General features: G+C 60.5%; 29 protein-coding genes. All 29 read right to left on the bottom strand.

From position 1 onward, the window contains the following. Positions 1-90: 90 nt before the first annotated feature. The gene (locus AC02Y0_RS15300; RefSeq protein WP_102019168.1) at positions 91-357 is read right to left on the bottom strand and encodes a flagellar biosynthetic protein FliQ; all 267 of its coding nucleotides are present in this window, start codon (positions 355-357) and stop codon (positions 91-93) included. 58 nt (positions 358-415) lie between these two features. Beyond that, the gene (gene flgD / locus AC02Y0_RS15305; protein ID WP_476379747.1) at positions 416-880 is read right to left on the bottom strand and encodes a flagellar hook assembly protein FlgD; all 465 of its coding nucleotides are present in this window, start codon (positions 878-880) and stop codon (positions 416-418) included. Then, the gene (gene flbT, locus AC02Y0_RS15310) at positions 871-1,320 is read right to left on the bottom strand and encodes a flagellar biosynthesis repressor FlbT (RefSeq protein WP_006726382.1); all 450 of its coding nucleotides are present in this window, start codon (positions 1,318-1,320) and stop codon (positions 871-873) included. The genes flgD and flbT overlap by 10 nt, the downstream gene beginning before the upstream one ends. After that, a complete protein-coding gene (gene flaF, locus AC02Y0_RS15315; RefSeq protein ID WP_102019166.1) occupies positions 1,317-1,664 on the bottom strand; it encodes a flagellar biosynthesis regulator FlaF in 348 nt (115 codons plus the stop codon). The genes flbT and flaF overlap by 4 nt, the downstream gene beginning before the upstream one ends. A gap of 36 nt (positions 1,665-1,700) precedes the next feature. Next, a complete protein-coding gene (locus AC02Y0_RS15320) occupies positions 1,701-2,765 on the bottom strand; it encodes a flagellar hook-associated family protein (protein ID WP_476379749.1) in 1,065 nt (354 codons plus the stop codon). A gap of 6 nt (positions 2,766-2,771) precedes the next feature. Further along, positions 2,772-4,226, bottom strand: coding sequence for a flagellar hook-associated protein FlgK (flgK, locus tag AC02Y0_RS15325; RefSeq protein ID WP_444559430.1), 1,455 nt, complete (start codon positions 4,224-4,226; stop codon positions 2,772-2,774). A gap of 21 nt (positions 4,227-4,247) precedes the next feature. After that, a complete protein-coding gene (locus AC02Y0_RS15330; RefSeq protein ID WP_102019163.1) occupies positions 4,248-5,456 on the bottom strand; it encodes a flagellar hook protein FlgE in 1,209 nt (402 codons plus the stop codon). Between the two features lie 143 nt (positions 5,457-5,599). Continuing rightward, positions 5,600-6,271: a transcriptional activator Rem gene (gene rem / locus AC02Y0_RS15335; protein WP_102019162.1), complete on the bottom strand. Its 672-nt coding sequence runs from the start codon at positions 6,269-6,271 to the stop codon at positions 5,600-5,602. A 280-nt stretch (positions 6,272-6,551) separates the two neighbouring features. Beyond that, a complete protein-coding gene (locus tag AC02Y0_RS15340; RefSeq protein ID WP_102019161.1) occupies positions 6,552-7,133 on the bottom strand; it encodes a transglycosylase SLT domain-containing protein in 582 nt (193 codons plus the stop codon). Further along, a complete protein-coding gene (locus AC02Y0_RS15345; RefSeq protein ID WP_476379750.1) occupies positions 7,057-8,454 on the bottom strand; it encodes a flagellar hook-length control protein FliK in 1,398 nt (465 codons plus the stop codon). Before AC02Y0_RS15345 ends, AC02Y0_RS15340 begins: the two co-directional genes overlap by 77 nt. 2 nt (positions 8,455-8,456) lie before the next feature. Then, positions 8,457-9,785, bottom strand: a complete 1,329-nt coding sequence (gene motC / locus AC02Y0_RS15350; RefSeq protein WP_476379751.1) for a chemotaxis protein MotC — start codon at positions 9,783-9,785, stop codon at positions 8,457-8,459. A gap of 2 nt (positions 9,786-9,787) precedes the next feature. After that, positions 9,788-11,134 carry a MotB family protein gene (locus AC02Y0_RS15355; protein ID WP_476379752.1) on the bottom strand — a complete coding sequence of 449 codons (1,347 nt, stop codon included), beginning with the start codon at positions 11,132-11,134 and terminating at the stop codon, positions 9,788-9,790. Next, positions 11,131-11,784 (bottom strand): FliH/SctL family protein, encoded by a 654-nt coding sequence (locus AC02Y0_RS15360; protein ID WP_476379753.1) that lies wholly within the window; start codon positions 11,782-11,784, stop codon positions 11,131-11,133. The genes AC02Y0_RS15355 and AC02Y0_RS15360 overlap by 4 nt, the downstream gene beginning before the upstream one ends. A gap of 263 nt (positions 11,785-12,047) precedes the next feature. Further along, positions 12,048-13,007: a flagellin N-terminal helical domain-containing protein gene (locus AC02Y0_RS15365; protein ID WP_102019156.1), complete on the bottom strand. Its 960-nt coding sequence runs from the start codon at positions 13,005-13,007 to the stop codon at positions 12,048-12,050. Positions 13,008-13,311: 304 nt separating this feature from the next. Next, positions 13,312-14,310, bottom strand: coding sequence for a flagellin N-terminal helical domain-containing protein (locus AC02Y0_RS15370; protein WP_476379754.1), 999 nt, complete (start codon positions 14,308-14,310; stop codon positions 13,312-13,314). Between the two features lie 222 nt (positions 14,311-14,532). Beyond that, positions 14,533-15,528, bottom strand: a complete 996-nt coding sequence (locus AC02Y0_RS15375) for a flagellin N-terminal helical domain-containing protein (protein WP_476379755.1) — start codon at positions 15,526-15,528, stop codon at positions 14,533-14,535. 402 nt (positions 15,529-15,930) lie between these two features. Further along, positions 15,931-16,839 (bottom strand): flagellin N-terminal helical domain-containing protein, encoded by a 909-nt coding sequence (locus AC02Y0_RS15380; protein WP_476379756.1) that lies wholly within the window; start codon positions 16,837-16,839, stop codon positions 15,931-15,933. A gap of 248 nt (positions 16,840-17,087) precedes the next feature. Then, positions 17,088-17,825 carry a flagellar type III secretion system pore protein FliP gene (gene fliP, locus AC02Y0_RS15385; RefSeq protein WP_476379757.1) on the bottom strand — a complete coding sequence of 246 codons (738 nt, stop codon included), beginning with the start codon at positions 17,823-17,825 and terminating at the stop codon, positions 17,088-17,090. Then, on the bottom strand, positions 17,822-18,340 hold the full coding sequence (locus tag AC02Y0_RS15390) for a flagellar basal body-associated FliL family protein (protein WP_476379758.1): 519 nt from the start codon (positions 18,338-18,340) through the stop codon (positions 17,822-17,824). Before AC02Y0_RS15390 ends, fliP begins: the two co-directional genes overlap by 4 nt. A gap of 20 nt (positions 18,341-18,360) precedes the next feature. Further along, positions 18,361-19,080 carry a flagellar basal body L-ring protein FlgH gene (gene flgH, locus AC02Y0_RS15395; protein ID WP_102019150.1) on the bottom strand — a complete coding sequence of 240 codons (720 nt, stop codon included), beginning with the start codon at positions 19,078-19,080 and terminating at the stop codon, positions 18,361-18,363. Further along, positions 19,077-19,613: a MotE family protein gene (locus tag AC02Y0_RS15400; protein ID WP_444559420.1), complete on the bottom strand. Its 537-nt coding sequence runs from the start codon at positions 19,611-19,613 to the stop codon at positions 19,077-19,079. Before AC02Y0_RS15400 ends, flgH begins: the two co-directional genes overlap by 4 nt. Beyond that, positions 19,610-20,692, bottom strand: a complete 1,083-nt coding sequence (locus tag AC02Y0_RS15405) for a flagellar basal body P-ring protein FlgI (protein WP_476384052.1) — start codon at positions 20,690-20,692, stop codon at positions 19,610-19,612. Before AC02Y0_RS15405 ends, AC02Y0_RS15400 begins: the two co-directional genes overlap by 4 nt. A gap of 35 nt (positions 20,693-20,727) precedes the next feature. Then, complete coding sequence (flgA, locus tag AC02Y0_RS15410) at positions 20,728-21,204, bottom strand: flagellar basal body P-ring formation chaperone FlgA (protein ID WP_444559418.1); 477 nt, start codon at positions 21,202-21,204, stop codon at positions 20,728-20,730. 17 nt (positions 21,205-21,221) lie between these two features. Next, positions 21,222-22,010 (bottom strand): flagellar basal-body rod protein FlgG, encoded by a 789-nt coding sequence (flgG, locus tag AC02Y0_RS15415; protein ID WP_102019146.1) that lies wholly within the window; start codon positions 22,008-22,010, stop codon positions 21,222-21,224. A 15-nt stretch (positions 22,011-22,025) separates the two neighbouring features. Then, the gene (fliE, locus tag AC02Y0_RS15420; RefSeq protein ID WP_102019145.1) at positions 22,026-22,364 is read right to left on the bottom strand and encodes a flagellar hook-basal body complex protein FliE; all 339 of its coding nucleotides are present in this window, start codon (positions 22,362-22,364) and stop codon (positions 22,026-22,028) included. Continuing rightward, the gene (gene flgC, locus AC02Y0_RS15425) at positions 22,361-22,783 is read right to left on the bottom strand and encodes a flagellar basal body rod protein FlgC (RefSeq protein ID WP_102019144.1); all 423 of its coding nucleotides are present in this window, start codon (positions 22,781-22,783) and stop codon (positions 22,361-22,363) included. Before flgC ends, fliE begins: the two co-directional genes overlap by 4 nt. Continuing rightward, positions 22,783-23,178, bottom strand: coding sequence for a flagellar basal body rod protein FlgB (gene flgB, locus AC02Y0_RS15430; protein ID WP_102019143.1), 396 nt, complete (start codon positions 23,176-23,178; stop codon positions 22,783-22,785). The genes flgC and flgB overlap by 1 nt, the downstream gene beginning before the upstream one ends. A gap of 75 nt (positions 23,179-23,253) precedes the next feature. Beyond that, complete coding sequence (locus AC02Y0_RS15435; RefSeq protein WP_476379759.1) at positions 23,254-23,820, bottom strand: flagellar protein; 567 nt, start codon at positions 23,818-23,820, stop codon at positions 23,254-23,256. A gap of 2 nt (positions 23,821-23,822) precedes the next feature. Beyond that, positions 23,823-25,211: a flagellar protein export ATPase FliI gene (gene fliI, locus AC02Y0_RS15440; protein ID WP_444559416.1), complete on the bottom strand. Its 1,389-nt coding sequence runs from the start codon at positions 25,209-25,211 to the stop codon at positions 23,823-23,825. Positions 25,212-25,227: the final 16 nt, after the last annotated feature.

Genomic DNA, 25,227 nt, shown 5'->3' on the forward strand with positions numbered 1-25,227 from the left:
TCATGAGAAGTCATCCGGAAGATCATGCTTCCGGCAGTCTGCCCCAGAGAGATAACGGTCGAAGCTTGCGCGAGGGTGTCAGGCGCCCAGCTAGAAGCCGGATTGTATTCGCGAGAAGACCAGCGTTGTGAAGAGATTGATCTGCGCCCCGACAAAGGGGGCCGAAATGCCGATGGTGATCATGATCGCGAGGATCTTCGGCACGAAGGTCAGGGTCATTTCCTGAACCTGGGTCAGCGCCTGGATGAGAGCGATGACGACGCCGACGATCATGCCGGCCGCAACCGCAGGGCCGGACGCGATGATGATGGTCCAGATTGCAGCCTGGAGAATGTCGAGAGCGTCTGCCTCATTCATGAGACGGTATCCTTTCGGAGCGGCGAATCATGCCCTCCACTCCGAAAGGCCTAGCATATCAGGAACCGGTCGTCGTGCCGGTCGTCGGCTTGGTGCCGACACGAACGCCAACCACGATCGGGACTTCCTTGCCATCGGTCGTGGTCGCGATCATCGTGTCGCTGTAGACGCGAACGGAGGCGACGACACCGCTGGTCTTTTCATCGGCGCTGGTAATGGTCTTGCCGATGTAGGACGAGGCATTGGTCAAGGCATTGCCGGTGATCAGAGTCTCGAGGTTCGAGTTCATCTGGATCGACTGCTCGACCTGCGAGAAGGTGGCAAGCTGGGCGATCTGCTCGCTGGCGTCCATCGGATCCGTCGGATCCTGATTCTTCATCTGGGCGATCAGGAGCTTCAGGAAACTATCGTAGTCGATCGATGCTTTTTCGGCAGCCTTGCTCGCCGTGCTGCTCGATGTCGAGGACGTGGTCGTCGTGGCCGTCGTGGCAGCAGTTGTGGCTGCTACACCGTCTACCGCCATGGTGCGATCTCCTTGCGGATCTGTTCGATCGTTGCCGGCGCCATTTCCTGATTGTTCAGGATGCGGTCCTCGATCGGATACAGCTGCCGAATGGCCTTGAGAGCATCAAAGGCGCGACCGGATGAAACCATGCCGTCGATGCGCTTGAGCTCGGCGAGGATCTCTTCGTTCTCGAAGCACGACAGCAGCATGATCACGGACTTGCGGAACATCGCAAGCGACTGATCCTTGCCTTCCGGGTTGATCAGCATCATCTGAGCGATGAAATACAGCTGACGCAGCGGGGTCGTGGCCTGTTCGGGCTGGAGAACGTGGTTCTCAAGCAGGAAAGTCACATCGTTCAGGAACTCGAGGGCAACCTTGCGGTCGACGCGCAGAACCGCTCCATTGATGAAAATACGTTCGCCCGACTTGAGCGAGATGCGCAAAGTGCTCTTCATTTAAGTCCATCCCTGATGATGGTTGTCACGTCGATAATGCCCTGGAAGTTTTCCGACTCGCGTTTGCGGATCCGGTCACATTCTTTCAAAATCCAGATGGCGATGGAAATCAGGTTGGCGCGGATTTCCTCGCCCAACTGGTTTTCCGGGTTTTGCAGATCTTCGATCAGCCGGACCCAGACCCGGCGCGTGTAGAAAAGTGCCTCGATCGCTTCGCGGGAGTAACCCTTCTTGTCCCGCGCCGCGCTTAGAAGCTGGATGCAACGGTCAAGGGCCTGACGTTCGCGATCCTTGGCGTCAGCGACGCCATCCTCCATAATTTCGGCATATGAGAACTGGTACATTCAGTTGCCCTTCAGGTTCATTTCACCCTTTGCTCATCAAAGGTAGTTGACAAGGCTCAGCGCCTGGATCTTCGAGGTCAGCGTGTAGGATGCTTCCACCATGGAAAGCAGAGAGTTAACGCGAGTCGAGGCTTCGTACGCATCTACTTCAATTTTGCTCGACAGGCTGGTCTCGATTATATCCACCTGAACCTTGAGCGAGGCATCCGCCTTCTCAACTCGGTTCTGAGAAAGACCGAGTTCGGAGCGCGTGGAGTTGATGCCCGTGATCGCGCGGCCGGTGTAGTCGATCGCCTTGTTGATCGCGGCCGTTACAGCATTGGCCGGAGCCCCGATGCTCATCAGTTCCGTGGTCAACACTGCGGCCAGCGCGAAGTAACGGAAGCCGTCTTCATTCGCGGATGCAGAGGTCTGGACGGTTTCGGACTGCGTGATGCGGCTCGTCATCGCCTCATCGGTGGCGCTGGACCAGTTGGTGTTCCAGTCCGGACCGGTGAACATCGGCTCGAGCGTGGAGGTGATGAAGTCCTCCATGCTGGGCGCTGCACCGCTTGCCGCAATCGTTGCCGTATTGGCCGTGTCGGTGGGCGCAAATCCGAAATAGGCAGTGAATGCCGTGTCGAACGCAGTCTTTGCGGCCGAGGTCTCGGTGTATTCGGCGAGCGGCTGGACGTCGGTGTTGATGCCGGCGAACAGGAATTCGCCGTTGGCCGACTGATTGGCCATGCTGGTCATGGTCGACAGCGAATTCTTCACCGTCATGACTGTGGTTTCGATCGTGTCGCTGTTCGATGAACCGGAGATGGTGATCAGCGCGTTGTTCATATCCTCGGCGGCCGTGGCAATCTGCTTCAAGGCTTCCTGGGAGGCCGAGAGACGCTGGGTCGCGATGGAGTTGTTGCTGATCATCGAGTTCAGCCGCAGGCTTTCCCGGTTGAGGTCGACCACCGTCGACGTCTTGCTGCCGAGCTCGGCGCCGATGTCGGCATAGAAACCGGTGCTGACTTCCTGCTGGGACTTCAGGAGTTCGTTCTGCGCCTGCCGGATGGTCAGGCGCATCGATGTCTGGGTCGATAGATTAGAAACGCTGGCTGTCGACATCAGGGATTACCCCGCCATTTCGAGAACGGCCTTCAGCATCTCGTCAACGGTAGAGACGAGCTTGGCCGCGGCCTTGTAGGACTGCTCTACATCGAGCAGCAGCGATAGTTCTTCATCGAGGCTGACTGCCGTCTTGGAAGAGTAGGTCTGGAAGGTCCGCTCATAGAGCGCCTGCTTGTTTTCGTTCGCCGTCGTCGCGTTCGAGCGCAGTTCTTCGAGCCAGCCGATCGAGTTGCTGGCGAAGGACAGGACACTTGCATCCGTCTTCAGGTCGGCATCGGCGGAGAAGCTGCGGTTGGCCGCAAGCTCATCCACGTAGGAGTTGATGAGGTCGGTGAAACCGGAGGACCCATCGACGTTCTGAACATAGGCCGCACCGTTGATCCCGCCGTCGCGGATCAGCATCGGGTCGCCACCGGCATCCGAGCGAACGGCCGGGTTGACTTGAATGAGGGCAGCCAGTCCAGGTTCGACAGTGCCTGTTGCCGGAACAGTGCCGGTCGGCCAGGTGAACAGGCCGGGCAGTTCACCGCCGCCACCTGTGTCGGTTTCCTGGAAGGCCTCAACCAGGCCACGGGCAATTTCGTCCAGCTGGGTCTGGAAGGTCGGAGCGATGACATCGCGGATCTGAACCAGGGAAGCCAGCGAACCCTGGCCATCCGTATTGCCACCGACGCCGGCGCGGACCGGTGTGCCATCGATGTAGATCGCGTTGCCGGAGACGGTCGCATCGTAAGTGTAGGTGCGAACGAAGCTGACCTCACGCGGATCGGTCTCGAACAGCGTCGTGCCATCATAGGTGTAGAGAACCATGTCGCTGTTGTCGCGCATGTTCACGGAAACGCCGATGATCCCGGAGATTTCCTTGAGCAGCGTGTCGCGGCGATCGAGATAGTCGTCGGCAGCCCCGCCGGTTGCCGTCTGGCGCACCACCGTGTCGTTGACGATCTTGAACTCAGCGAGCAGCTTGTTCAGCGTTTCCACCTGCTCGAACATCTGAGCGTCGGTGTCTTCGCGCAGTTCCTGCGTCGTGGTGGTCGCGTTGTTGAGCGAGTTCACCACGTCGATCGCATCCGTCACCACCGTGGAGGCGAGTGCATATTCGCCTGGTGATGCCGCAAACGACTGGAGGCTGCTTTGCAGATTGGCGAGATAGGCGGACGGCGAGAGTTCGTAGTCATTGCCGCCGAGCGCATCGGAAAGCGTGGTCAGTCCGTCGAGCAGAGTCGACTGCGCACTTTGCTGCGCAGTCGAGGATGACATCTGCCGCAACAGTGCCATCTGCTGCGACCGCTCGTTCTGCACCGACGAGAAACCGTATACGGACTGCGTGACCACCGCGTCACGGCGAACGTAGTTTTCGTTGCCGGTGTTGGCGATGTTCGTCGAGATCACGGACGTCTGCTGCGACGTGTTCCGGAAGATCGAATTGGCCGTATTGAGCGACGATGCAAGCGACATAGGACTAACCTACTCTTTCGATTATCTCTTCAGGTTGACCAGGACTTCCATCAATTCGGAGCCGGTCTGGAAAACCTTGGAGTTTGCGGTGTAATTCCGCTGGGACTCGATCATGGCCGTCAGCTCTTCAGCGACGTCCACGTTGGAGTCTTCAAGAGCGCCGGACAGGATCGTGCCAAAGCCGCTGGAGCCGGCATAACCGAGGATGACGACACCGGAATCGTTCGACTGGGTGTACATGTTGCCGGCCACCGGATTGAGGTTGTCGGGGCTCTGCACGCTCGCAAGAGCGACGCGGAACTTCGGCACCAGGTCGCCGTTTTCGTAGGCGATCGAGACGACACCCTTGTCGTCGATCTCGTAGCCCTTGACCTTCGAGGCAGCGTTACCGTTGACCTTGCCTTCTTCAACGGAGAAGGCAGACGCGAGCTGCGTCGTGTCGCCGATTTCCAAGGTGATATCCGGCACCACTGCACCGTCGATATCGAAGGTCTGCAGCGTGAGGGGCGTCGGGCTCAATGCCGTATCAAGCTGGCCGTCCGTGGTGAAGAAGAGGCTGGTTACGCCGAGTACCGTGGCCGGAACACCGGGACCGGTTGCTTCTACCGTCCACTCGTTGTCGGTGACTTTCGTGTAAGTGAATTCAATGAGGCGGCTGGAACCCTGGCTGTCGAACACCTTCAGAGAGGTCGTCTGCACAAAACCGTCTTCCGCACCGTTGGGCAGGTTGACGTTGAGGGTACCGGTCGTCGAGGCGACAGCGGAGATGCCCGAACCGGACAAATCAACGTCTTCAAGTCCATCGAAGCCGTTCACGACGATGGTCGGATCAGCCGTGGAATCGTATTCATAACCCTGGAGGGTATAGCCTGCGGTGTTCTTGAGCGTGCCGTCATCCTGCAGGACGAAGGAACCCGCACGGGTCATGTAGGGAGTGCCGTCGTCGCCCTTCACGATGAAGAAGCCGTCACCATTGATGGCGAGGTCCGTCTCGGAGGTCGTGTAGCTGAAGGTGCCCTGGCTCGAAATCGAGTAGCGGACATCGGTCTCGACGCCGCCGGAATTGTAGGCGCCGTTCGTGGTCGGCAAAATCATGGATGAAAACTGCACCGAGGCCTTCTTATAGCCGACGGTGCTGGAATTGGCGATGTTGTCAGCGACAGTGCTCAGCCGGTTCGACTGGGCGTTCATGCCGGAGACACCCGTTCGCATGGTTCCGTAAAGGCTCATGTCAAAATCCTCGTTTTATAGTCAATGGGAGAGTATGAGGTGGGCCTTGCGTGAAGCTGTCTGGCTGGAGGGCCCTGCCGTTTTTTCACCTCGTGGCGAGGAAAAAACTGCGGCCGCACAAGGGCGGCCGCGGGATGTAATCATCAGCTCCAGTCGATGCAGTAACCGAGGAAGCGTTTGGAATCGACAGGGTCGAAACCGAGCTTCTTGCGAAGCTTCTTGCGAAGCTTGGAGATGTGGCTTTCGACGACGTTCTCTTCGACTTCTTCGTCGAAGATGCCGTAGATCGCGTTGAAGATCTGGGTCTTCGAGACGCGACGACCGCGGTTGGAGACCAAATATTCGAGAATGCGGCGCTCGCGGCGCGGCAAGGGGAAGACGTCGCCGGCAATCTCGGGATCGCGGCCGTCGGAGAAGACCTTGATCGGGCCGATCTCGGTGAAGTTGGTGATTGCCCGCAGACGCCGGCGGATAGCCGCAGCGCGTGCCAGGATTTCGCGAGGATGGACAGGCTTGCGCACGACATCATCGACGCCGCAGTCGAAGAGTGCAAGGGTTGCCTCCAGGGATGGCTGATCGCTGACTGCGATCACCGGTGCCTGGGTCCGGTCGCGGATTGCCCGCGGCAGTTCCAGGGTCGCTTCACCCTGTCCGAGCAGGAACGCTTCAACCGCCGCGATGTCGGAATCGGCCGCCGTATTGACCCATTCCCCGAACTCGCGTGGGTCGAAACCCGTCGAGGGAATTCCCTCGCGCCCAAATAGTGATGTGTATCCGTCTTTCACGAGCTCGCGCTCATCTACCACGACGATCATTCAGCCGCCTCCGAATCAGTGTGGTGTTTCGATGCACCATGGGTACGAATCGGGGGATTCATGAACAACTAGGAGAACTTAACCATAGTAATTAACGATTGATTAACCATTTGGTGCCGATTTGAACTAGATATAGTATCTATCCGAGCTATCAGGCACTATTTTCCAGTGGAAAAGTTAACGCAAGTTTCGCACAAGCTCTTGCTAATGCCTCTTTCATCGCAGTCTCGCCACATTTGGCAAATCGGCACAATCGTGGCTGTCAAACAACCCTCGATTGTTATTCACCGCAAAATTGTCGCGCATTGGGCGTCCAGCTTCCATAGCCCGTCGCCACCAGATTTGCGATCACGCGACACACATAGCGCTTCTGGGCCGGGTCGTTGTTCGGCCCAGCGTGGTACCTTGCAACTGCCATGGTCCACGTTTCGTGACGGCTGTGCAGATTGCTGAGAAAGCGCGCTGCATATTCCACGTTACGCCGAGGGTCAAACATGGCTTCTACGGAGCTGAAATGCTCTCCGTGGAAGTGCTGGTTGATCTGCATGCAGCCGACGTCGATGAGGACCGCGCCGCCTTCCCTCGCCCGCTGGAAAGCCTCGAGCGCTTCCTCCAGTTCATCGAAGTAATAGGCTTTGCCTTCGACATTCATGGCGAAGGGCTGAAGGCTGCCCTTGCGCCCCGTCTCGGTGAGACCCACCGAATAGAGGATGCCTTCGGGTATGCCGAACTTGGCTGCGGCCGCACTGATGGCGCCCTCACAGGCACCAAGGCTTGCTGCTGCCTCAGACGTAAAGCTGATCAGGGCGAGTGCCGCGAGCGTCGGTAGCCGGAGTATCCGTCGTTTGAACCAGGCGCTCATCTGCCGTCCGTACCCCGTTTCCTGCAGCCTCACCCTGCTGCTGCCGTTCACTGCCACCCTGGTTTCCGGACTGGAACGTCTGCTGGCCGGCTTGCTGGTTCTGCGCACTGTTCTGACCGGTATCGGCGCTGCGATCGACAGTCGCGACCTGCATGTTCACCTGCACCTGGTCGACCACCAGACCCTGCGCACGCAGGGCCTTCAGGATGTCGCTCTGATCGTTGGAGAGCTGGCGGAGCGCTGCCGGATTGTCGACGGTCAACTGGACGCTCAGCTCCTCACCCGATAGCCGCAAGGTCGCGGTGACGCTTCCAAGGTCGATTGGTGTCATCTGGATCTTCAAGGTATGCACGACCTTGCCCTGGCTGGACTGGGTCGCGGCGTTAGCGAGTTCAGAACCCGGCGACATGGCACCGACCCACTCGCTGTCGCCCAGCATGGCCGCTGCGATCGACGCGCCGTTGGTCGTCGAGACCGGCGCGATATAGCGTCGGCTGTCGACCACGGTAACTGTCTCGACCGCCTTCTGCTCGGTCTGTTCGGATCCTTCGCTGCGCAGAAGCACCGGCTCACCCTTGCCATCCGCCCGGACGAAGCGGAAGTCGCGATTGCCTTCCGAGCCACTGTCATCCGAGGTCGAGGCGTCTGCCTCTCCCTCTGAGACGGCAGCCACGGCAAGGCCATCAACCTTCTGATCTGCCTTGGCGCTCTTCTCACCCTTGACGGGTTCATCGTCCTTTTCGGAGATCTTGGCTTCTCCACCGGCCAGAAGCTGCAGCACATCTGCAAGGTCAGCGGCCGTCGTCTCGGCGCCTGCAGTCTCGCCGGATGCCTGGTCGGCCGGAACCTCCTCGGTGCCCTCCTCGCCCTTGCGGTCGCGAACGGCGGCCATGGCCTTGGCGAGCTCCGCCTTGAGTGCGGGATCGAGACCCTCGATCTCGACCTCGGGCTCCTTGCCCTCCTTGGCGCTTCCCTTGCCCTGTGCCTTGGCGTTTGCCAGAAGGCGCACAAGCTCGCCCATGGAGACATCGTCCGGCAGAGCTTCGAGCTCTGCAAGCAGGGCATCGTCGATGCCAAACAGGGATGGGTCGGCGTTGCGCGTGGAGGTCTTTGCCGCCGGAAGATCGCTGTCGGCGTCTACGCTTGCCGCGTCTTCGTCAGAGTTTCCGCCCTGCGACGTGCCACGCTCCTGCTCTCCAGAGCTCGAAAGTACCTTCGAGAAGCTGCCGCCGTCTTCCGCCCTGTCACTACGACCGGAGGCGGATTGCGAGGCTGCGCCATCCGAAACAGGCAATCTAGGAGCTGAGAGTGCATCCATCATGATCAGGGGCCTTCTTTCTGGAGAAGATCGTCTATGGCATCGAGTTTGGACCGCCCCGCATCGACGAAGGTTCGCAGTTCGGGATCGATCTCGGCCTGGTCGACCGGTGGCGTACCGGGCTCTGCGGCAGCGGGCTGAACTTCGGCCTCAGCTGGGGCAGCGTCTGCGGCTTGCGGCTGGGCAAAGGGATCCTGCAGCTCCTGGTCGGTCGCAGCAGCCTCAACCGCTTCGCCTGCCTGCGGAGCGTCGACCGGCGGGGGCGCCTGCGGGGCGGTGACGGGTTCCGGTTTGCGCAGAACCTCCTTGGCCACGGTTTCGGCGGCCTGGCGCAGCGCGCGGTCGCGAGGCGAAAGCGCGTCTTCCGGGATATTCATCAGGACAGCCATGGCATCGTCGACATTCTCGGTCGGGACGCCGACGAGGCTGCCATAGAGCTTGGCTAGGGCGTCTGCACCCTCCTCGCTGCCGGACAGGAGCTTTGCCTGATCGGCTGCCATGGTGGCGAGTTCCTTGCGCCCGGCGATCGCCGCTTCACGCGCAACCCGGAGGTAAACCTCACGGCGCCGGTCGATATCCATGTAGCCGAGCGTGGCGTCGATAGCGGCGGGCTTCAGCACATCGTAGTGCTCGACGACGAACCGGACGAAGAGATCGGCAAACTGGCTGGCATAGGGCGAATAGAGGAAGCGGCGTGCGTAGCCGTTCGCATAGAGCGACGCCTTGTCGACGATCTTGGCGTCGACGGCGACGGCGAGCGAACGGCGAAGGGCTGCCTCTTCGACAATGGTGCCGGGAGCCGTCAGACGCGCCCAGTCGTAGAACTTCAAGGCGGCAGCCGGATCCTTGGCGAGGGTGACATTGCCGGCAACGAGCGCGAGATACGGGCCGATCTTGGCGTTCTTGTATTCGACGGCCATGTCGCCCAGTGTCTTGGCGATCAAGGTGCCCTTACCGGTCAGATACTTGCGTAAGGCATCGCTGACGCGGTTGTCGAAATTGCCTTCGATATCACGGGCAACCAGCAATTCCAGCGTCGCGGGATTGCCGCCGCTCATCGCATAGATCAGGGCCGCATCGACGTTACGCGGGTCCTGGAAGATCTTCGGATCGGCGGTGCGCAGCCGCTCGTCGATCGTGCCCAGCATGAAGCGCTGCATGTCTGCTGCGGAATGGTCACCCCGGATGACCGTGTCCTGGACGAATTGCAGCGAACGCAGCATCCGGTAAGGTTCAAGCGTCTCGTCCACCGACTGCGCATGGCTCGGCGATCCGGCAGCAAATGCCGCCAGACCGGAGAGCAGAACGCAGAGGGACAGTCGCCGAATGGCCATGCTCACCCCTCGTCCGCTTCGATCAGGATTTCGATGCGGCGGTTGGCATCCGCGAGCGGATCTTCGGCAACTTGTGGGCGGCGATCCGCAAAGCCGGAAACCTGTTCGACCCGGTCCTCGCTCAGGCCGCCACGTACCAGCATGTAATATGCACTGTGGGCGCGGGCCATGGAGAGGCGCCAGTTGTCGTTTTCCGTACCCTTGAACTGGCGGGCGTCGGTATGACCGCGGATGACGATCCGGCCAGGCTTGTCCTGCAAAAGCTTGCCCAGTCGTTCCATCGCCAGCACCAGTTCGCGGCGCGGCACGGCTGAGCCGACATTGAACATGGCAGCGTCGCTCTGATCGCTGATGGTGACGAGCAAGCCGCCTTCCGAAGGCGTAACGAGCAGGCCCTCGGCGAGCTTGCCAGCCGCGCCGCCGAGCGTTTCCTCGATCTCTGCCTTCAACTTGTCGGCCGCGGCGAGCTGGACCTCCAGCTGTGCCTCTGCCGTGGGATCCACCTTGGCGGTCTCAACCTTGTCTTCGGTCTTGGTCTCGGACTGGTCGGTCTCGCCGACGTCGCTCTTCGGCATATCGGCTTCCGGCGGCTTGTCACCGGTCAGTGCCTCGGAGGGGGTTGCCGGATCCACAGGCTTCTGTCCGGGAACGACAAGGGCGATCTGCTGCTCAGGCTCGGTCGAGGGATCAACCGGTTCGGTCGCCGGCTGTGCTGCGGTCTGGGCCTGCTCTGCCGGTGTCGGGGCATCGGTCGGCTCACCCGGCGGGCCGTTGGCCGTCTGCACCTGCTGGGTCCAGAAGTCGGGATCGAAGGGATCGCGATAGGCTTCACCGCCCTGCGCACCGGTCGACGGGCCGGAATCGGCTGCACCGCCCTCGCCCTTGGCGCTGACATTGGCCTGCTGGCCGACTTCCTGCGCGATTTCGGCCAGAACGGAATAGGGGTTTTCGAAGAAATCGGCCTCGGAATAATTGGCCTCGTCGCCGGAGGACGCCGTCTGATCGTCGCCAGTTGCGGCGGCCGAACCGACCTTGTCCTCGTCCTCGTCGACTTGGGACCGTTCCTTCTTCTCTTCGCCTTCGCTGGTCTCGACTGGCTTCTCCAGGCCCTTTTCGGTGGGCTTTTCGTCAGAGAGCTTGATCGGATTGAAGTAGCTGGCGACCGAGGCCTTGGTCTCCTCGTTCGCGGCGTTGACCAGCCACATGACGAGGAAGAAGGCCATCATCGCGGTCATGAAGTCGGCATAGGCGATCTTCCAGGCGCCACCATGCGCACCATCGTGGTCGCCCTTATGGCGCTTGACGATGATGATCTCGTTTTTTCCGTGGTGGTGATTTTCGTCGCTCATGCCAGCACTTTCTTCAGGCTCGCCGTAAAGGCGGAGATGCGGGTCACAAGCGCCGCGTCACCGAACTCGGCCGTCAAGTCGAGATCGTCATCCTCCGTATGGCGAAGGAAGCTGGTGTGCTCTGGCATTTCGGACTGCAATTTCTGGAACAGCAGGCGCGGCCCCTTCACTTCGATCGTACCCGCGTCGCCAGAGGAGATGGCTGCCTGGAGCACGACGGCGAGATCCTTGACCGCCTTTTCCGCAAGCGCCTCACCGATCACAGGCGCCAGGGCAACAGCCGCCTGTTCGCTGACGGCAAGTGAAAGCTTCTCGATCAGCTCGGGCAATTTCGTGCCGACGATGGCCGCGAACTCGTCGCGAAGCCGTTGGTCGCGCTCCGCGAGCGCCTGGGCATGGGCAATCTCCATCGCCTGTCGGTCGACCTCGAAACGCTCGGCGGCAGCCTTTTCGCCAGCCTCATGCCCTTCGGCATAGGCTTCGCGCCTGAGGGCTTCGACATCAATCGGGTCAGGTTCGGGCAGTGCCGGAAAGTCCATGTCGAACGCATCGACGCTCGGCAAATCGAAAGTCGGCGCCGAGGTCGGCGGTGCCGGCGGCGCGACGTCGCTGGAAAAATCCTTGAGATAACGGGCCAGAGGCATGCTCATCGGCAATCGCCTCCATCGGCGACATGGCGAGGCCAGGAAACACGGCCTTGCGCGAGAAGAAGATCAAACTTCAGCATATCCGTACGCGTTCTCTCATCTTCCGAAATTGTTCGAAGCTCGTTCGGCACGGATTGGCGCTCTTGTGCCACGTGCTTTCCTAAAACTAGGGGTTCAAACTTGCGCGAAGATGAATGATGTTTGCGGCCACCTGCTTCAAATCGACACGAGTGCGCCGGACGCTTGCGCGTCCGGCGCCTCAACTGTTAGCGCTGGAAGAGGGTGAGAAGCTTTTCGGCGCTGCTGTTGGCTATCGAGAGAGCCTGGATGCCGAGCTGCTGCTGGGTCTGCAGGGCCTTCAGGCGTGTCGATTCCTCGTTCATGTCGGCATCGACCAGACGGCCGATACCCTTGTCGATCACGTCCATCAGGTTGGAGACGAAGTTGTCCTGCATCTCGATACGCGAGGTGATCGCGCCGAGCGTGGCGGCGGCATCCGTCAGCTGCTGGATGACGTCGTCGACGACGGCAATCATGTCGTCGAGCTGTTCCTTGGTCGTGTTGGTGTCGATCGCGATTTCATCGCCGCTGGTCGGTGCGCCCATGTCCAGGAGATAGTATTCGCGCGCGCCCGTGCCGGTGTTGCGCAGCACATCGGCGTCGATCGACTTTGTCAGAAAGCCTCGCGAGGCATCCTGGATGTCGATCAGGACCGATTCCTCGGTATCGAAGTCGAGTGTCGTGACCTGCACGCTGCCATCGGCACCGCGAACGAAGGACGAGACAACCTGCTTCGTGCCGAGCTCTGCGGCATTGGTATTGTAGAGCCAGTTCTCGCCGGAGAAGGATGCGGATTGTGCCGCGGAGATCAGCTGATTCTTCAGCTGCGTCATTTCTTCGTTGATCTTGTTCTTGTCGACGCCCGGCTCGCTGGCGGCCACAAGCTTTGCCTTGATGCTCGACATAACGTCGACGACGTTGTCGAGGGCCGTGTAAGCGGTATCAACGGTCGCAGCACCGAGGCCGAGCGCGTCGGAAACGGTCGAGAGCGCCGCGTTGTCGGAGCGCATCGTGGTGGCAATGGACCAATAGCCGGCATTGTCGGCTGCGGTTTCTACCCGGTAGCCCGAGGAAACACGCCGCTGCGTTGTCTCGAGGTTGTTGTCGATCGAACGAAGCGTCTGCAGCGCCGCCATGGCGGCCGCATTGGTCATAATACTGGTCATGCTTGGTGCCCCTAAGCGTTCAGGACTGCGCATCCGGCGCTGGCCGGCAAGACGGGAGGGCATCATGCAGACCGCTTAAGCGCGCGGTCCCCGTCACTGTTAACAAATCGTTAACAGTGGCAGTTAACAAAGAGACCAAGGGCATGGCAAGGCATCGGATTGTCTTTTGTAGTCCAAACGAAAATGCCAAAAGTTTCGCGCAAGGCTCAAACGAAAATCCGCGCCTCTTGCGAGGCGCGGATTCACACCGATAACATCCGACACAGTCAGGGCGGGACGAAGTCGCCCCTAGCCAGAGCGCCGCTTACTGACGGAAGAGTGTCAGGATGCTTTCGGAAGAGGTGTTGGCGATCGAGAGCGACTGGATGGCCAGCTGCTGCTGGGTCTGCAGTGCCTTGAGGCGGGTCGATTCTTCGTTCATGTCGGCATCCACGAGGCGACCGACACCACTGTCGATCGAATCGGTGAGAGCCGCGACGAAGTCTTCCTGCATGCCAATTCGCATGGAGATCGAGCCGAGAGCGGCAGCCGCGCTGGTCATCTGCTGAAGGCCGTATTCGACGAGTGACAGTGCTTCCTGCATGCCGGCGGTCGTCAGGCCGGTGATGTCGAGCTGGTCGATCGAGACGCCTGCGATTTCGACGGGTGAGGTACCCGTGGCACCGTCGTTGTCCCAGTCGACAAAGGCGTCGAAGGTCTCAGATACACTGCCGATGATACCGGAGCTGTAGTCGATCAACCCCGTCGCATCACCACCGAACAAGACGGTCATGCCATCCGGCGTCGTTGCATCGAGAGAATATAGCGTCGTCGAAACGGAGACATTGCCGCTCGAGTCGCGGATGAAGCCGGAAACGACCGTCACGTCGACAGGCTGGGTTACCGTGTCATTGCCTGTCGCGACCCAGTTCTGGCCGCTGAAGCTTGCGGATTCGGAGATCGAGCGAAGCTGCTCTTGCAGCTGGTCGATTTCTTCCTGGATCTTGGTCTTGTCGACGCCTTCTTCGGTGGCGGCAACAACCTTGGCCTTGATTTCCTTCATCACCTCGATGGAGCTTTCCATCGCGGCGTAGGCGGTGTCGATTTTCGCGGCGCCGAGGCCGAGAGCGTCCTGGACGGCGGAGAGCGCCATATTGTCGGAGCGCATGGTGGTTGCGATCGACCAATAGGCGGCGTTGTCGGAGGCATCGCCGACACGCAGACCGGAGGATACACGCGCCTGGGTGTCCTGCATCTTCGAGTCGATCGAGCGGAGTGTCTGAAGTGCAGCCATCGCTGCGTTGTTTGTCAAAATGCTGGTCACGGTCGTGTCCCTTAATGGCTAGATCTGGGGACATCCCGGTCTTTCCGGGAACGATGACGCGGCGTAATGCCCTTAACCATTTCTTCGTCTTGGTTAACTCATCGTTACATGACCTCATGTAACCGGCTTATGGTTAACGCATGGTTAATCGAAACTGTAAAAATCCTTAATACGAAAAAAAGCCGCCCCGGAGGGCGGCTTCGATATTGGAGCTCTTCAGTCTTAACGGAAGAGCGAGAGAATGACTTCCGAAGAAGAGTTGGCGATCGAGAGCGACTGGACGGCCAGCTGCTGCTGGGTCTGCAGTGCCTTGAGGCGGGTCGATTCTTCGTTCATGTCGGCGTCAACGAGACGGCCAACGCCAGAGTCAAGCGAGTCGGACAGCTTGTTGACGAAGTCTTCCTGCAGGTCGATGCGCATCGAGATCGAACCAAGGTCAGCGCCGGCGCTTGTCATGAAGGCCAGGGCTGCATCAACGAGCGTCAGGGCTTCTGCCATGGCGGCGCCGTCAAAGCCGGTGATGTTGAGGCTGTAGACGGACATGCCACCTACGGCCGTCGCGGCGGCGTCAACCCCAACAGCGGTTGAGTCGAAGTCAGTGGTCGTGAAATCGGCTGCATTCGTACCGAGGATGCCACTGGTTGTATCAACTGCACCGGTCGCGTCCCCACCGAACAGAAGGGTCATGCCACCAGCCGTTTCGGCATCGAGCGTGTAGGACGTGGTCTTTACGGCAACGTTGTTGGAGGCATCACGGACGAAGCCGGATACAACGGTCACCTGGGCGGCGGTCGTCGAAGTGTCAGTGCCACCAGCGATCCAGTTTTCACCGGAGAAGGAGGCCGAGTCGGCGATAGACTTCAGCTGGCCCTGCAGCTGCGTGATCTCTTCCTGAACCTTGGCCTTGTCGACGCCCTCTTCGGTGGCGGTGACCAGCTTGGCCTTGATTTCTTTCACGACGTCAATGGCGGACTCCATACCGGCATAAGCGGTATCGATCTTCGAGGCGCCTAGGCCCAGAGCGTCCGAGATGGCGGAGAGCGCCATGTTGTCAGACTTCATAGTGGTAGCGATCGACCAATAGGCAGCGTTGTCGGAGGCTTCGCCGACGCGCATGCCGGAGGAAACGCGTGCCTGGGTGTCTTCCATGCTGCTACCGATCGTGCGCAGCGTCTGGAGTGCCGACATGGCGGCGACATTGGTAAGAATGCTCGTCATAGTTGTATTGCCCCTTGAATGGCTGACTAAGAAGGGACATTCCGGTCTCTCCGGTAACGGCGCACAGCATCATGCCTGCTAACTGGCTGATTTTTAAAAGTTAGCTCGCCGCTTCGATAGGCCTAGATAAAACTATCAAGGTTAATGAAGGCCTAAACGAAAACGGGAAATCGAATTTTTCTGAAAATTTCTGCAACCTTCACGCGTGCGCGCGCGTAGCAAATTATGTTTAACAAAACGGAAAGGCCGCATTCGTTTCCGAATGCGGCCTTTGCCTTGCCTCGTGTCCAGGTCAGCCCCCGGATGTTGAAGCTCTCCCTTCGCACGCCTCTGGTCAGCCACCAAGGCATATCGGCGTCGGGACAGTCTAGCCGGCCCTTACGGGCCGGCCTTGTCTTTCGATTAACGGAAGAGCGACAGGATGTTCTGCGAGTCGCTGTTGGCGATCGAGAGCGCCTGGATTGCCAGCTGCTGCTGGGTCTGCAGCGCCTTGAGCCGGGTCGACTCTTCGTTCATGTCGGCGTCTACGAGACGGCCAACGCCCGTTTCGATGGCGTCAGACAGCTTTTCGGAGAATTCGGTCTGCATATCGATACGCGAAGAGATGGAGCCCAGCACTGCACCAGCGCTGACCATCGAGGTCAAAGCTGTCTCGACATCCGTCAGAAGCTCGTCGATTTCCGTGCCGGTCGTCGTATCCGAGATCGCAAAGCCAACGACGCTTTCGCCGCTCGCCGTGCCACCGGCGCCGAGGATGCCAGTAGTGTCGTCGATTACGCCAGTGGCGTCCGCGGTGAACAGAAGGTTCGTCGTTGCGTCCAGAGTGACAGTAGTCGACTTGACCGATACCGTGTTGTCAGCGGCACGGACGAAACCGGTTACGACCGTCACATCGCCAGCAGTGGCCGCAAGCCAATTCTGACCGTTGAACGATGCCGACTCGGCGATCGAGGTCAGCTGCTCCTGCAGCTGCGTGATTTCTTCCTGGATCTTGCCCTTGTCGACGCCTTCTTCCTTGGCGGCGACGAGCTTGCTCTTGATCTCCTTAACAACGTCGATCGCTGTCTCCATACCGGCATATGCGGTATCGACCTTCGCAGCGCCGACACCGAGAGCGTCGGTCACGGCAGACAATGCCATGTTGTCGGACTTCATGGTCGTCGAGATCGACCAATAGGCAGCGTTGTCAGAAGCCTTGGAAACCTTCATGCCGGTCGAGATGGCGTTCTGCGTCGATTCCATGCTGGACGAGATCGAGCGCAGGGTAGAAAGCGCGGACATCGCGCTGGAGTTGGTCAGAATGCTGGCCATGTCAATTTGTCCCTTAAACGAGATACAAGAGGGGACATACCGGACTTACAAAAACTTACCGGTCACGGACGTTCGGCATCATGCCTTTGGTATTTTTCGTTGCTACCAGACCCGTCGTGCGAGCTCCAAACTCGCAGCCAATCCTTGCCAACTTCTTTACATTTTGAGGTAGCCCAAGGGGCCCTCAGGACGTGGTAAATCGTCCGTAAGAGAGCGTGGTGAAGCAATCGTAAGCGCTTATAGTTAACTCAAACGAAGGACCGGACCAGGCTGCCGACAAGCAGGTTCCAACCGTCGATCAGGACGAAGAACAGGATCTTGAACGGCAGTGAGATCGAGGTGGGCGGGAGCATCATCATACCCATGGCCATGGTGATGGTCGCGACCACCATATCGATGACCAGGAACGGCAGGATGATGAGGAAGCCGATCTCGAAACCGCGGCGGATTTCCGACAGCATGAAGGCCGGGATGAGCACCCGGTAGTCTACCTTGCCGTCGACGATGGTTGCCTGGCCGCGCTCGTTGGCGATGTCGACGAAGAGCGCGAGATCCTTGTCACGCGTGTTCGCCGTCATGAAGGTCCGGAAGGGCTCTGCGATGAGGGCGACGGCCTCACCTTCCGTGATCTGATTGCTGAGCAGCGGCTGCACCCCTTCGCGCCACGACCGGTCCATGGTGGGCGCCATGACATAGAATGTCATGAACAAGGCCATGCTGGTCAGGATCATGTTTGAAGGGGTGGTCGAAAGCCCCATGCCGGAGCGAAGGATCGAAAAGGCGATCAGGAAACGCGGGAAGCTCGTGACCATGATCAGGATGCCCGGCGCCACCGACAGCACCGTGAGCAGACCGAAGGTACGAATGATCCACGCCGCCACCGATCCATCGATCGGGGTGTTGAAGATATCCGTCGGGAACTGCTGGGCCACAGCCAGTTCCGGCGCCATCATCATGACGGCGACGAAGATGAGAAACCGAATCATTCGATCACGAGCGTTCTGAACATCACCTTGGATACGCGGCCTTCCGAGCGCAGGTCAACTCGCTCCTGAAGGTCATCCTTGAGATATTGAAAGCCCCGTGGGCCCTCGACCTGTTGCAGTGATACCGTGCGCAGATAGGCCATGATGTCCTGGTGGACATCCTCGGCAATCTTGACGTCCGGAGGGCCGTTGAACATCAACGCGACCTCGAGCCGGATCCAGTTCTCCGAGGGGTAGGCAAGGTTGGTGGTGATCGGCTCAAGTGCGACCACGCCATTGGCTTCCGTCGAGATCGGAGGGAGCCCCTCCTCTTCCTTCTTGGCCTCGCCCTCCCCGCCAGCCGCAGCCGCTTCGGCTGCCTTGGCTGCATCTTCGGCCTGCTTCACCTGCGGGGCGAGCATATTGCCGATGACCCAGCCGCCACCGCCGCCGACAGCCGTCAGCACGACGAGGGGGATGACGAGCGCCATCATGCCCGACTTCTTCTTGCCTTCGCCTTCCTGAGGTTCTTCCATGTGACTGTCCTCGGATCCGGTCAGAAGGGCGAGTAGATGTCGACGACCTGCTGGCCGATCGGCGGCTGCTGGACCTCGGTCAGACGGCCACGGCCACCGTAGGAGATGCGCGCTTCGGCGATCCGGTCGTAGGAGATCTCGTTGTCTGCATTCACATCCTGCGGACGAACGATACCGGCGACGTTGAGGATGCGCAGTTCGTGGTTGACGCGCACTTCCTGGGAACCGCTGATCAAGAGGTTGCCATTCTCGAGCACGCCGGTGACGACGGCTGCGACGAGGAGGTTCAGGCGTTCCGAGCGCTCGGTCGAGCCCTTGCCGGACGAACTGGTGGTGGAATCGGTCGAGAGATCCCCCGACGTCCCGGTATCCGTGGAGAAGCCAAGGAAGTTCGAGATCTCCGCACCCCAGGACAGGCCGGTATTGTTGTCACGGCTCCGGTCCGTTTCGTTGTTGAACGAGGCGCGGTCGTTGATCTCGATGTTAACAGTCAGGATGTCGCCGATGTTGAGAGCACGGGCGTCCTTGAACAGAGCCGACTGGCTGTCACTCCACAGCGAATAGCCGCTGGCCGTCTGCGCCTGCTGCTTCGGATACATGGCCATCTGCGGCGTCTGGCTATAGCGCAGTCCGGACCCGATCGGGCTCATGGAAGGCGCGTTGCCGATTTCCTTGATGGTCTGGCTCTGGCAGCCAGCGAGGAGGAGAACGGCCAGCAGAGCCGGGAAACGCTTCATCATGATGGGTCCTTCGATGTATTGGGGTCGCCGGCGCTCGACATGATCGAGGCGACTTCCGCTGCCTTGTCCGGGCTCATCTCGGTGAGGATGAGGCTCGACTGGCGGGGCGGCAGCTTCATGATGATGGCCGCGGCGAGGATGACATTGGTCTCCTCGAGCTGGGGTGCTGCCGCATCCGGCGCCATCTTCTTGTAGATCTCCACGAGCTGGCCTTCGGCCTGCTTCATGAATTCGTTGCGACGCGTGAGCCAGTCCTCATACTCGGCGCGGCGCTGCTCCAGGATTGCGATGCGGCTGTCGACATCGGCCTGGAGCTTTTCCAGCTCCTGCTTCTGCAAGAGGTAACGCTGATCGCGTGCCGCATCGGCGATGCCGGTGCAGAACTGGCGGATTTCGGCTTCCGTCGCACTTTCCGGCGGCTGCTGCTGGCCAAGGGCGGTCTGCGCGAAGGCCGGAAGGGTGACAATCGCGAGAACTGCCACAGCGTTGCGCAATACCACGCGAGAGAAATGAAGCTGGTTCGGCTTGATCATTGCAGGACGAGCTCCGCTTGCAGGGCGCCGGCCGACTTGATCCCCTGAAGGATCGCGATGACGCCGTCCGGCTTGACGCCGATGCTGTTGAGGCCGCTCACGAGGGTTCTGAGATCAGGGCCATCGACGATGGCGATCTGGTCACCTTCCTGGCGGATGGAGATGTCGGTCTGCGGCTGGACTGCCGTTTCCCCTCGGGAGAACGGGCCCGGCTGAATGACCTGCGGTGTTTCCTGGACCTGCACGGTCAAGGTGCCGTAGCTCACGGCAACGCGCGAGACGCGGACGTCTGCGCCGATAACGATGGTGCCCGTGCGCTCGTTGATGACAACGCGGGCCGGCGAATCGGTCGCCACGACGAGATTTTCGATGTCGGCCATCAGTCTTGCGAGGTCGGCGGTCCGGGGCTTCTGGACCACGATCTCCAGACTGTCGCGCGCTTCGGCGATCGGTGCGCCGTAATTGGCGGCGGCATAGGCGTTGATGGTGTCGGCCACGCGCAAGGAGGTGGTGAAGTCCGGATTGCGGAGCTGCAGCACGAGATTGACGCTGTCCTTGAACTTGGACGGCAGCTCGCGCTCGATGATCGCGCCCGTCGGCACGCGGCCGGAGGTCGTGATGCCCTGCTGGACGGCTGCAGCATCACCCTGTGCATTGACGCCCGAAACGACCACTGAGCCTTGAGCCACAGCATAGATCTGGCCGTCAGCACCGGTGAGCGAAGTCATGACCAGTGTTCCGCCGCGCAGCGAGGTCGAGTCACCCAGCGAGCTCACGGTCACGTCGATGCGGCTGCCGGGGCTCGCGAACGGCGGCAGATTGGCCGTGACCATGACGGCCGCCACGTTTTTCGCGTTTGACTGCCCGCCCTGGGTGGAAATGCCGAGGTTCTGCAGCATGGCGCGCATGGACTGGTCGGTGAAGGGCGAGGAGCGCAGGCTGTCGCCGGTTCCCTGCAGACCCACCACGAGACCATAGCCGATCAGCTGGTTATCACGGCCAGACTGAAGCGAGGCGATGTCCTTGATGCGCGAATTGGCGCCGAGTGCCGGCTCAAGAGGAGCCAGAACCAGCGCCATTGCACAGAATGCGATCCGTATGGGTGCAATCAGTCTCATTTTGCCATCACCTGTACGGTACCATCGGCCATGACCGTGCCGGAGACGATCGAGCCGGAATCGATGTTGCGGACCTTGACGACCTCGCCGACGGAGGCGTCGGTCAAAGGCGTGCCGCTTGCGCTGATCAACATGTTGCCGATGGCGAAGGTCAAACGAACGCTGCTGCCGCGCTTCACCGCAAAGGCTTCTCGCAGCCCATGCACCGGAATAGTTCGACCGGGGAGCAGCGTGCGCTTGGCGACCATGCCGACCACTTCTTCCCGCACACGAGCGTAGCCGCCCGCGAGGTTGGGATTGGTGACGGCGACGACGTCGATCTGCTCGGCGGAAATGGTTTCGCCCGGATAGATCACCTGTTTGGGGATCACGGCCGTGTTTTGTGCCAGCGCAGTGCCGGCGGCGAAGCCAAACGCTGCGGCGGCGATTGCCGCCGCCCGCAGGGCATGTCCGAATATCCGGCGAAACCTCATGTTTGCCTCCAGTTGTCTTACTTGAGGTTCTTGCTGACGATCTGAGCCATCTCGTCGGCAGTGGTGATGACCTTGGAATTCATCTCGTAGGCTCGCTGTGCGGAGATCATGTCAGTGATCTCCTTCACCGAGTCGACGTTCGATGCTTCCAGATAGGACTGCTTGATGTAGCCAAAGCCCGGATCTTCCGGCGCGCCGACGATGGCGGCACCCGAAGCGGCAGTCTCGGCAAACAGGTTGTCACCGAGCGGCTTCAAGCCCGCCTCGTTGACGAAGTTGGCGATCGTCAGCTGTCCGAGGTCGGTGTAGTCGGCATCGTTGCCAATACGCGCCTGAACCTGGCCGGTGCGGCTGATGACAACTTCGCTGGCGTCCTGCGGAATGGTGATCTGCGGCGTGACAAGGTAGCCGTCGATCGTCACGAGCTGGCCTTCGGCATTCATGTTGAATGCACCGGAACGGCTATAGAGCGTGGTGCCATCCGGGCTCTCGATCTGGAACCAGCCGCGACCGATCAGCGAGAGGTCGAGTTCGTTGCCCGTCTGGGTCAGCTGACCCTGGGTATGGATATTGCGGACGGCCGCCGTCTGCACGCCGAGACCGATATTGGCGCCTTCCGGCACGATGGCCTGGTTGGCACGGTTCGGCACGCCCTGGGCGCGCTCCGTCTGATAGAGAAGGTCGGAAAATTCAGCACGCGCCCGCTTAAAGCCGGTCGTGTTGATGTTGGCGATGTTGTTCGCGATGACCTCAAGATTGGTCTGCTGGGCGTCCATACCCGTGGCTGCGATGGCGAGCGCTCTCATAGTTTGGTACCCCTGTCAGATCTGCATCTTGGTGATTTCGAGATAGGCGTTGACGATCTTGTCGCGGAACGCGATCGCCGTCTGGAGCGACTGCTCGGCCTGCATAACGGCATCGACCACCTCACGGGTGTTCGCCTTGCCCATCAAACCGTCGAAGGAGGTCTGTTCGGCCTGCTTCAGATTGTCGGATGCTTGCATCGCCATGCTGTTGAGCGCCGAGAGAAAGGTTTCTCCGGTCGCCGTACCAGGCGTTGTGCCCTCGGCGGTGAGGCCCTTGGTCGAGAAGGAGCTTGAAAGCGAGTCCAGGCCGTTGATGCCTGAAAGAGCGCTGGTCTTGGTCACGGATTCAATCATTGCGAGGCCTTCAGGAGCGCTATGGTCTGGGAAATCATCTCGCGTGTCTGCTTGATGGTCTGCAGATTCGCTTCGTAGCTGCGGTTGGATTCGCGCATGTCCGCCATTTCGATCAGGACATTGACGTTTGGCATCTTGACGATGCCCCGCTCATCCGCGGCCGGGTTGCCCGGGTCGTATTCCTCGATGAAATCGGCCAGATCGACGCCGAGCTTCTTGACCTCGACGGTCTCTGCACCGGTGATGCGATCGAGTTCGGCACCAAAGCTCACCGTCTTGCGGCGGTAGGGGTCGGCGCCGGGCGTGTCACCAGTGGTACGAGCGTTGGCGATGTTTTCGGAAACGATGCGAAGGCGGGTCGACTGGGCTTCAAGCCCGCTTCCGGCAACCTTCAGCGTTGCGAGCAATGGATCGGTCATCAGCGTTTCACCGTCATTAGCATCATGCGATGGAAGGAAGACATCAGCGAGGTATTGAGCTCGTGATTGCGCTTGATCTCACCGGTCTTGCGCAACTCGTCCGACAAGGCGACGGTGTTGCCGGATTCCTGGATGCCGATCTCCTTGTTGAGATCTTCTTCTTCGACAGCGATGTTACGGTCACTGTAATCGGCAGCGGCCATATGACCCGGCTGCGTGACGGCCATGCCCTGCACCATGCCGGTCTTGTCCAGAACCGCGCTGAAGGGCGTGATATCCTTGGCCATGAATTTCGGCGTGTTGACGTTGGCGATATTGGTCGCAACAACCTGCTGGCGCACCGAGAGCCACTCGGCCTGTCGGGAGGCAAGCTCGAACAACTGGATGGGATTCATTCACATCACTCCGTCTATTATTGATCGGAGCCTAGGCCAGTAATCTTGCGTGGGACTTGCCCGCCCCACACTTCTTCAATTGTTTTGGACAACCTCACCCGTAGAGGTGACGATGACCCACTTGCCCTCACGCTGTTCAAGCGTCGCAACGCGGCTGTTGTCGGGCAGGATGGAGCCGATGCGGACCAGATACATGCCGGCCTTGTCCTCGATCAGCGCACGACCGTTGGCGACATGCAGCAGGCGGAAGCCGGACTTGCCCGGGAAGGGCTGCGCGGCCGCGGTGTCCAGCCCCTCGGGTCTTTCCAGACCGAGGGTCGGAACGGTCGCGGTGACGATCTGATCAACCTCGGGGTCGCCTTCACCATCGCCGCCCTCGTCGTCACGATCGACCAGCGCAAGCGGCGAAACGCTGAACACGTCTCGGCCCGGGCCCTCCGGCAGATCGCGGGTGCGTTCCCAGTCGGCAACCTGGATGCCGAACTTCTCTTCGTTGAAGAAGACGTACCAGGGAAAGAAGGCCGCGCCGCAGGCGAGCGCGATGCCGGTCATGGCCAGCACGCGGTCGATTGTCGGGATCCGGCGACGGGTGAAGACCGGGCGCAGCGGAGCCACGGGCTCGTCAGCATCGAAATCGGTCATGGTCAGCCCCTTTGTCTCATACCCTGCCCGCCGGCGGCCGCCTTCAAGGCATTGGCCAGATCGGCATAGGCATCGAGCGCCGGCTTTTCGCCGGGCGTCTGCTTCAGAATGTCGTAGATGACCGGCACCTGCTTGATCGCCATGTCGAGATCGGGGTCGGAACCGTTTCGGTAACCGCCGATCAGGCGCAGATCGCGGGTTTCCTCGAAGCGGTGGATCAGCGCCTTGAGGCGCGACACCAGCTTTTCCTGCTCGGAGGTCCAGGCCTTGCGGGCGAGACGCGAAATCGAGGTCAGCGGATTGATCGGCGGGTAGCGCCCTTCGTCGGCGAGCGCACGGTCGAGCACGATGTGGCCATCGAGAATACCGCGCGTGGAATCGGCGATCGGGTCGTTGTGGTTGTCGCCATCGACAAGGATCGAGATGATCGCGGTGATGGTGCCTGCACCTTCGGCTCCCGGGCCGGCGCGCTCGAGCAGGCGGGGCAGCTCGGTGAAGACGGAAGCGGGATAGCCACGGGCGATCGGCGGCTCGCCGGCTGCGGTCGCGACTTCGCGGATCGCATGGGCGAAGCGGGTGACGCTATCGACGATGAAGAGAACGTTCTGGCCCTTGTCGCGGAAATGCTCGGCAATGGTGATCGCCGTCAGCGGCGCCATCTTGCGCAGCATCGGGCTCTCATCGCTGGTGGCAACCACGGCAATGGACTTCGCCATGTTGTCGCCGAGCGTGTCCTCGATGAATTCCCGCACTTCGCGGCCGCGTTCGCCGACCAGGGCGATGACGACCTTGTCGAAGGCATCGGCGCGGGCAAGCATCGACAGCAACGTGGACTTGCCAACGCCGGAGCCGGCGAAGATGCCGAGACGCTGGCCAAGGCAGAGCGGCGAGAAGATATCGATGGCGCGGACGCCTGTCTTGAAGCCCGTTTCGACGCGGCTGCGGGTCATGGACGGTGGTGCCGTCGTCGAAATCGGCCGCCGCTCCGGTCCGGGCGCCAGCGCCGGTCCGTTGTCGATCGGGTCACCCAATGCGTTGATCGTGCGGCCACACCAGCTGTCGTCAGGGGCAACACGGAAGGCGCCCTTGCGGATCACCACATCGTGGATGCCGATCGGTTCGCCCGGTTCGATGGGGCAGACATAGCAAACGTCAGGCTCGACGCGGACGACTTCGCCCAGATGCACGCCAGTGGCCGAGCGATGGGCGACGAATTCGCCGAGGCGCACATGCCGCGACAGACCGGTCACCGTGTAGTGGCCGGCAGCGATGGTGCGGACATGCCCGCCCTGGGTCACGGAATTAGCCGGGCGCGAATAACGCTGCGCCAATGCCGCCAGTTGTCCGAGCTTGGGGGAAAGCGGAAATTCGTCTGGTGTCGGCGCGCTCATGTCCATCCGATCTCAG

The organism is Allorhizobium sp. nf9_anc (assembly GCF_056323085.1).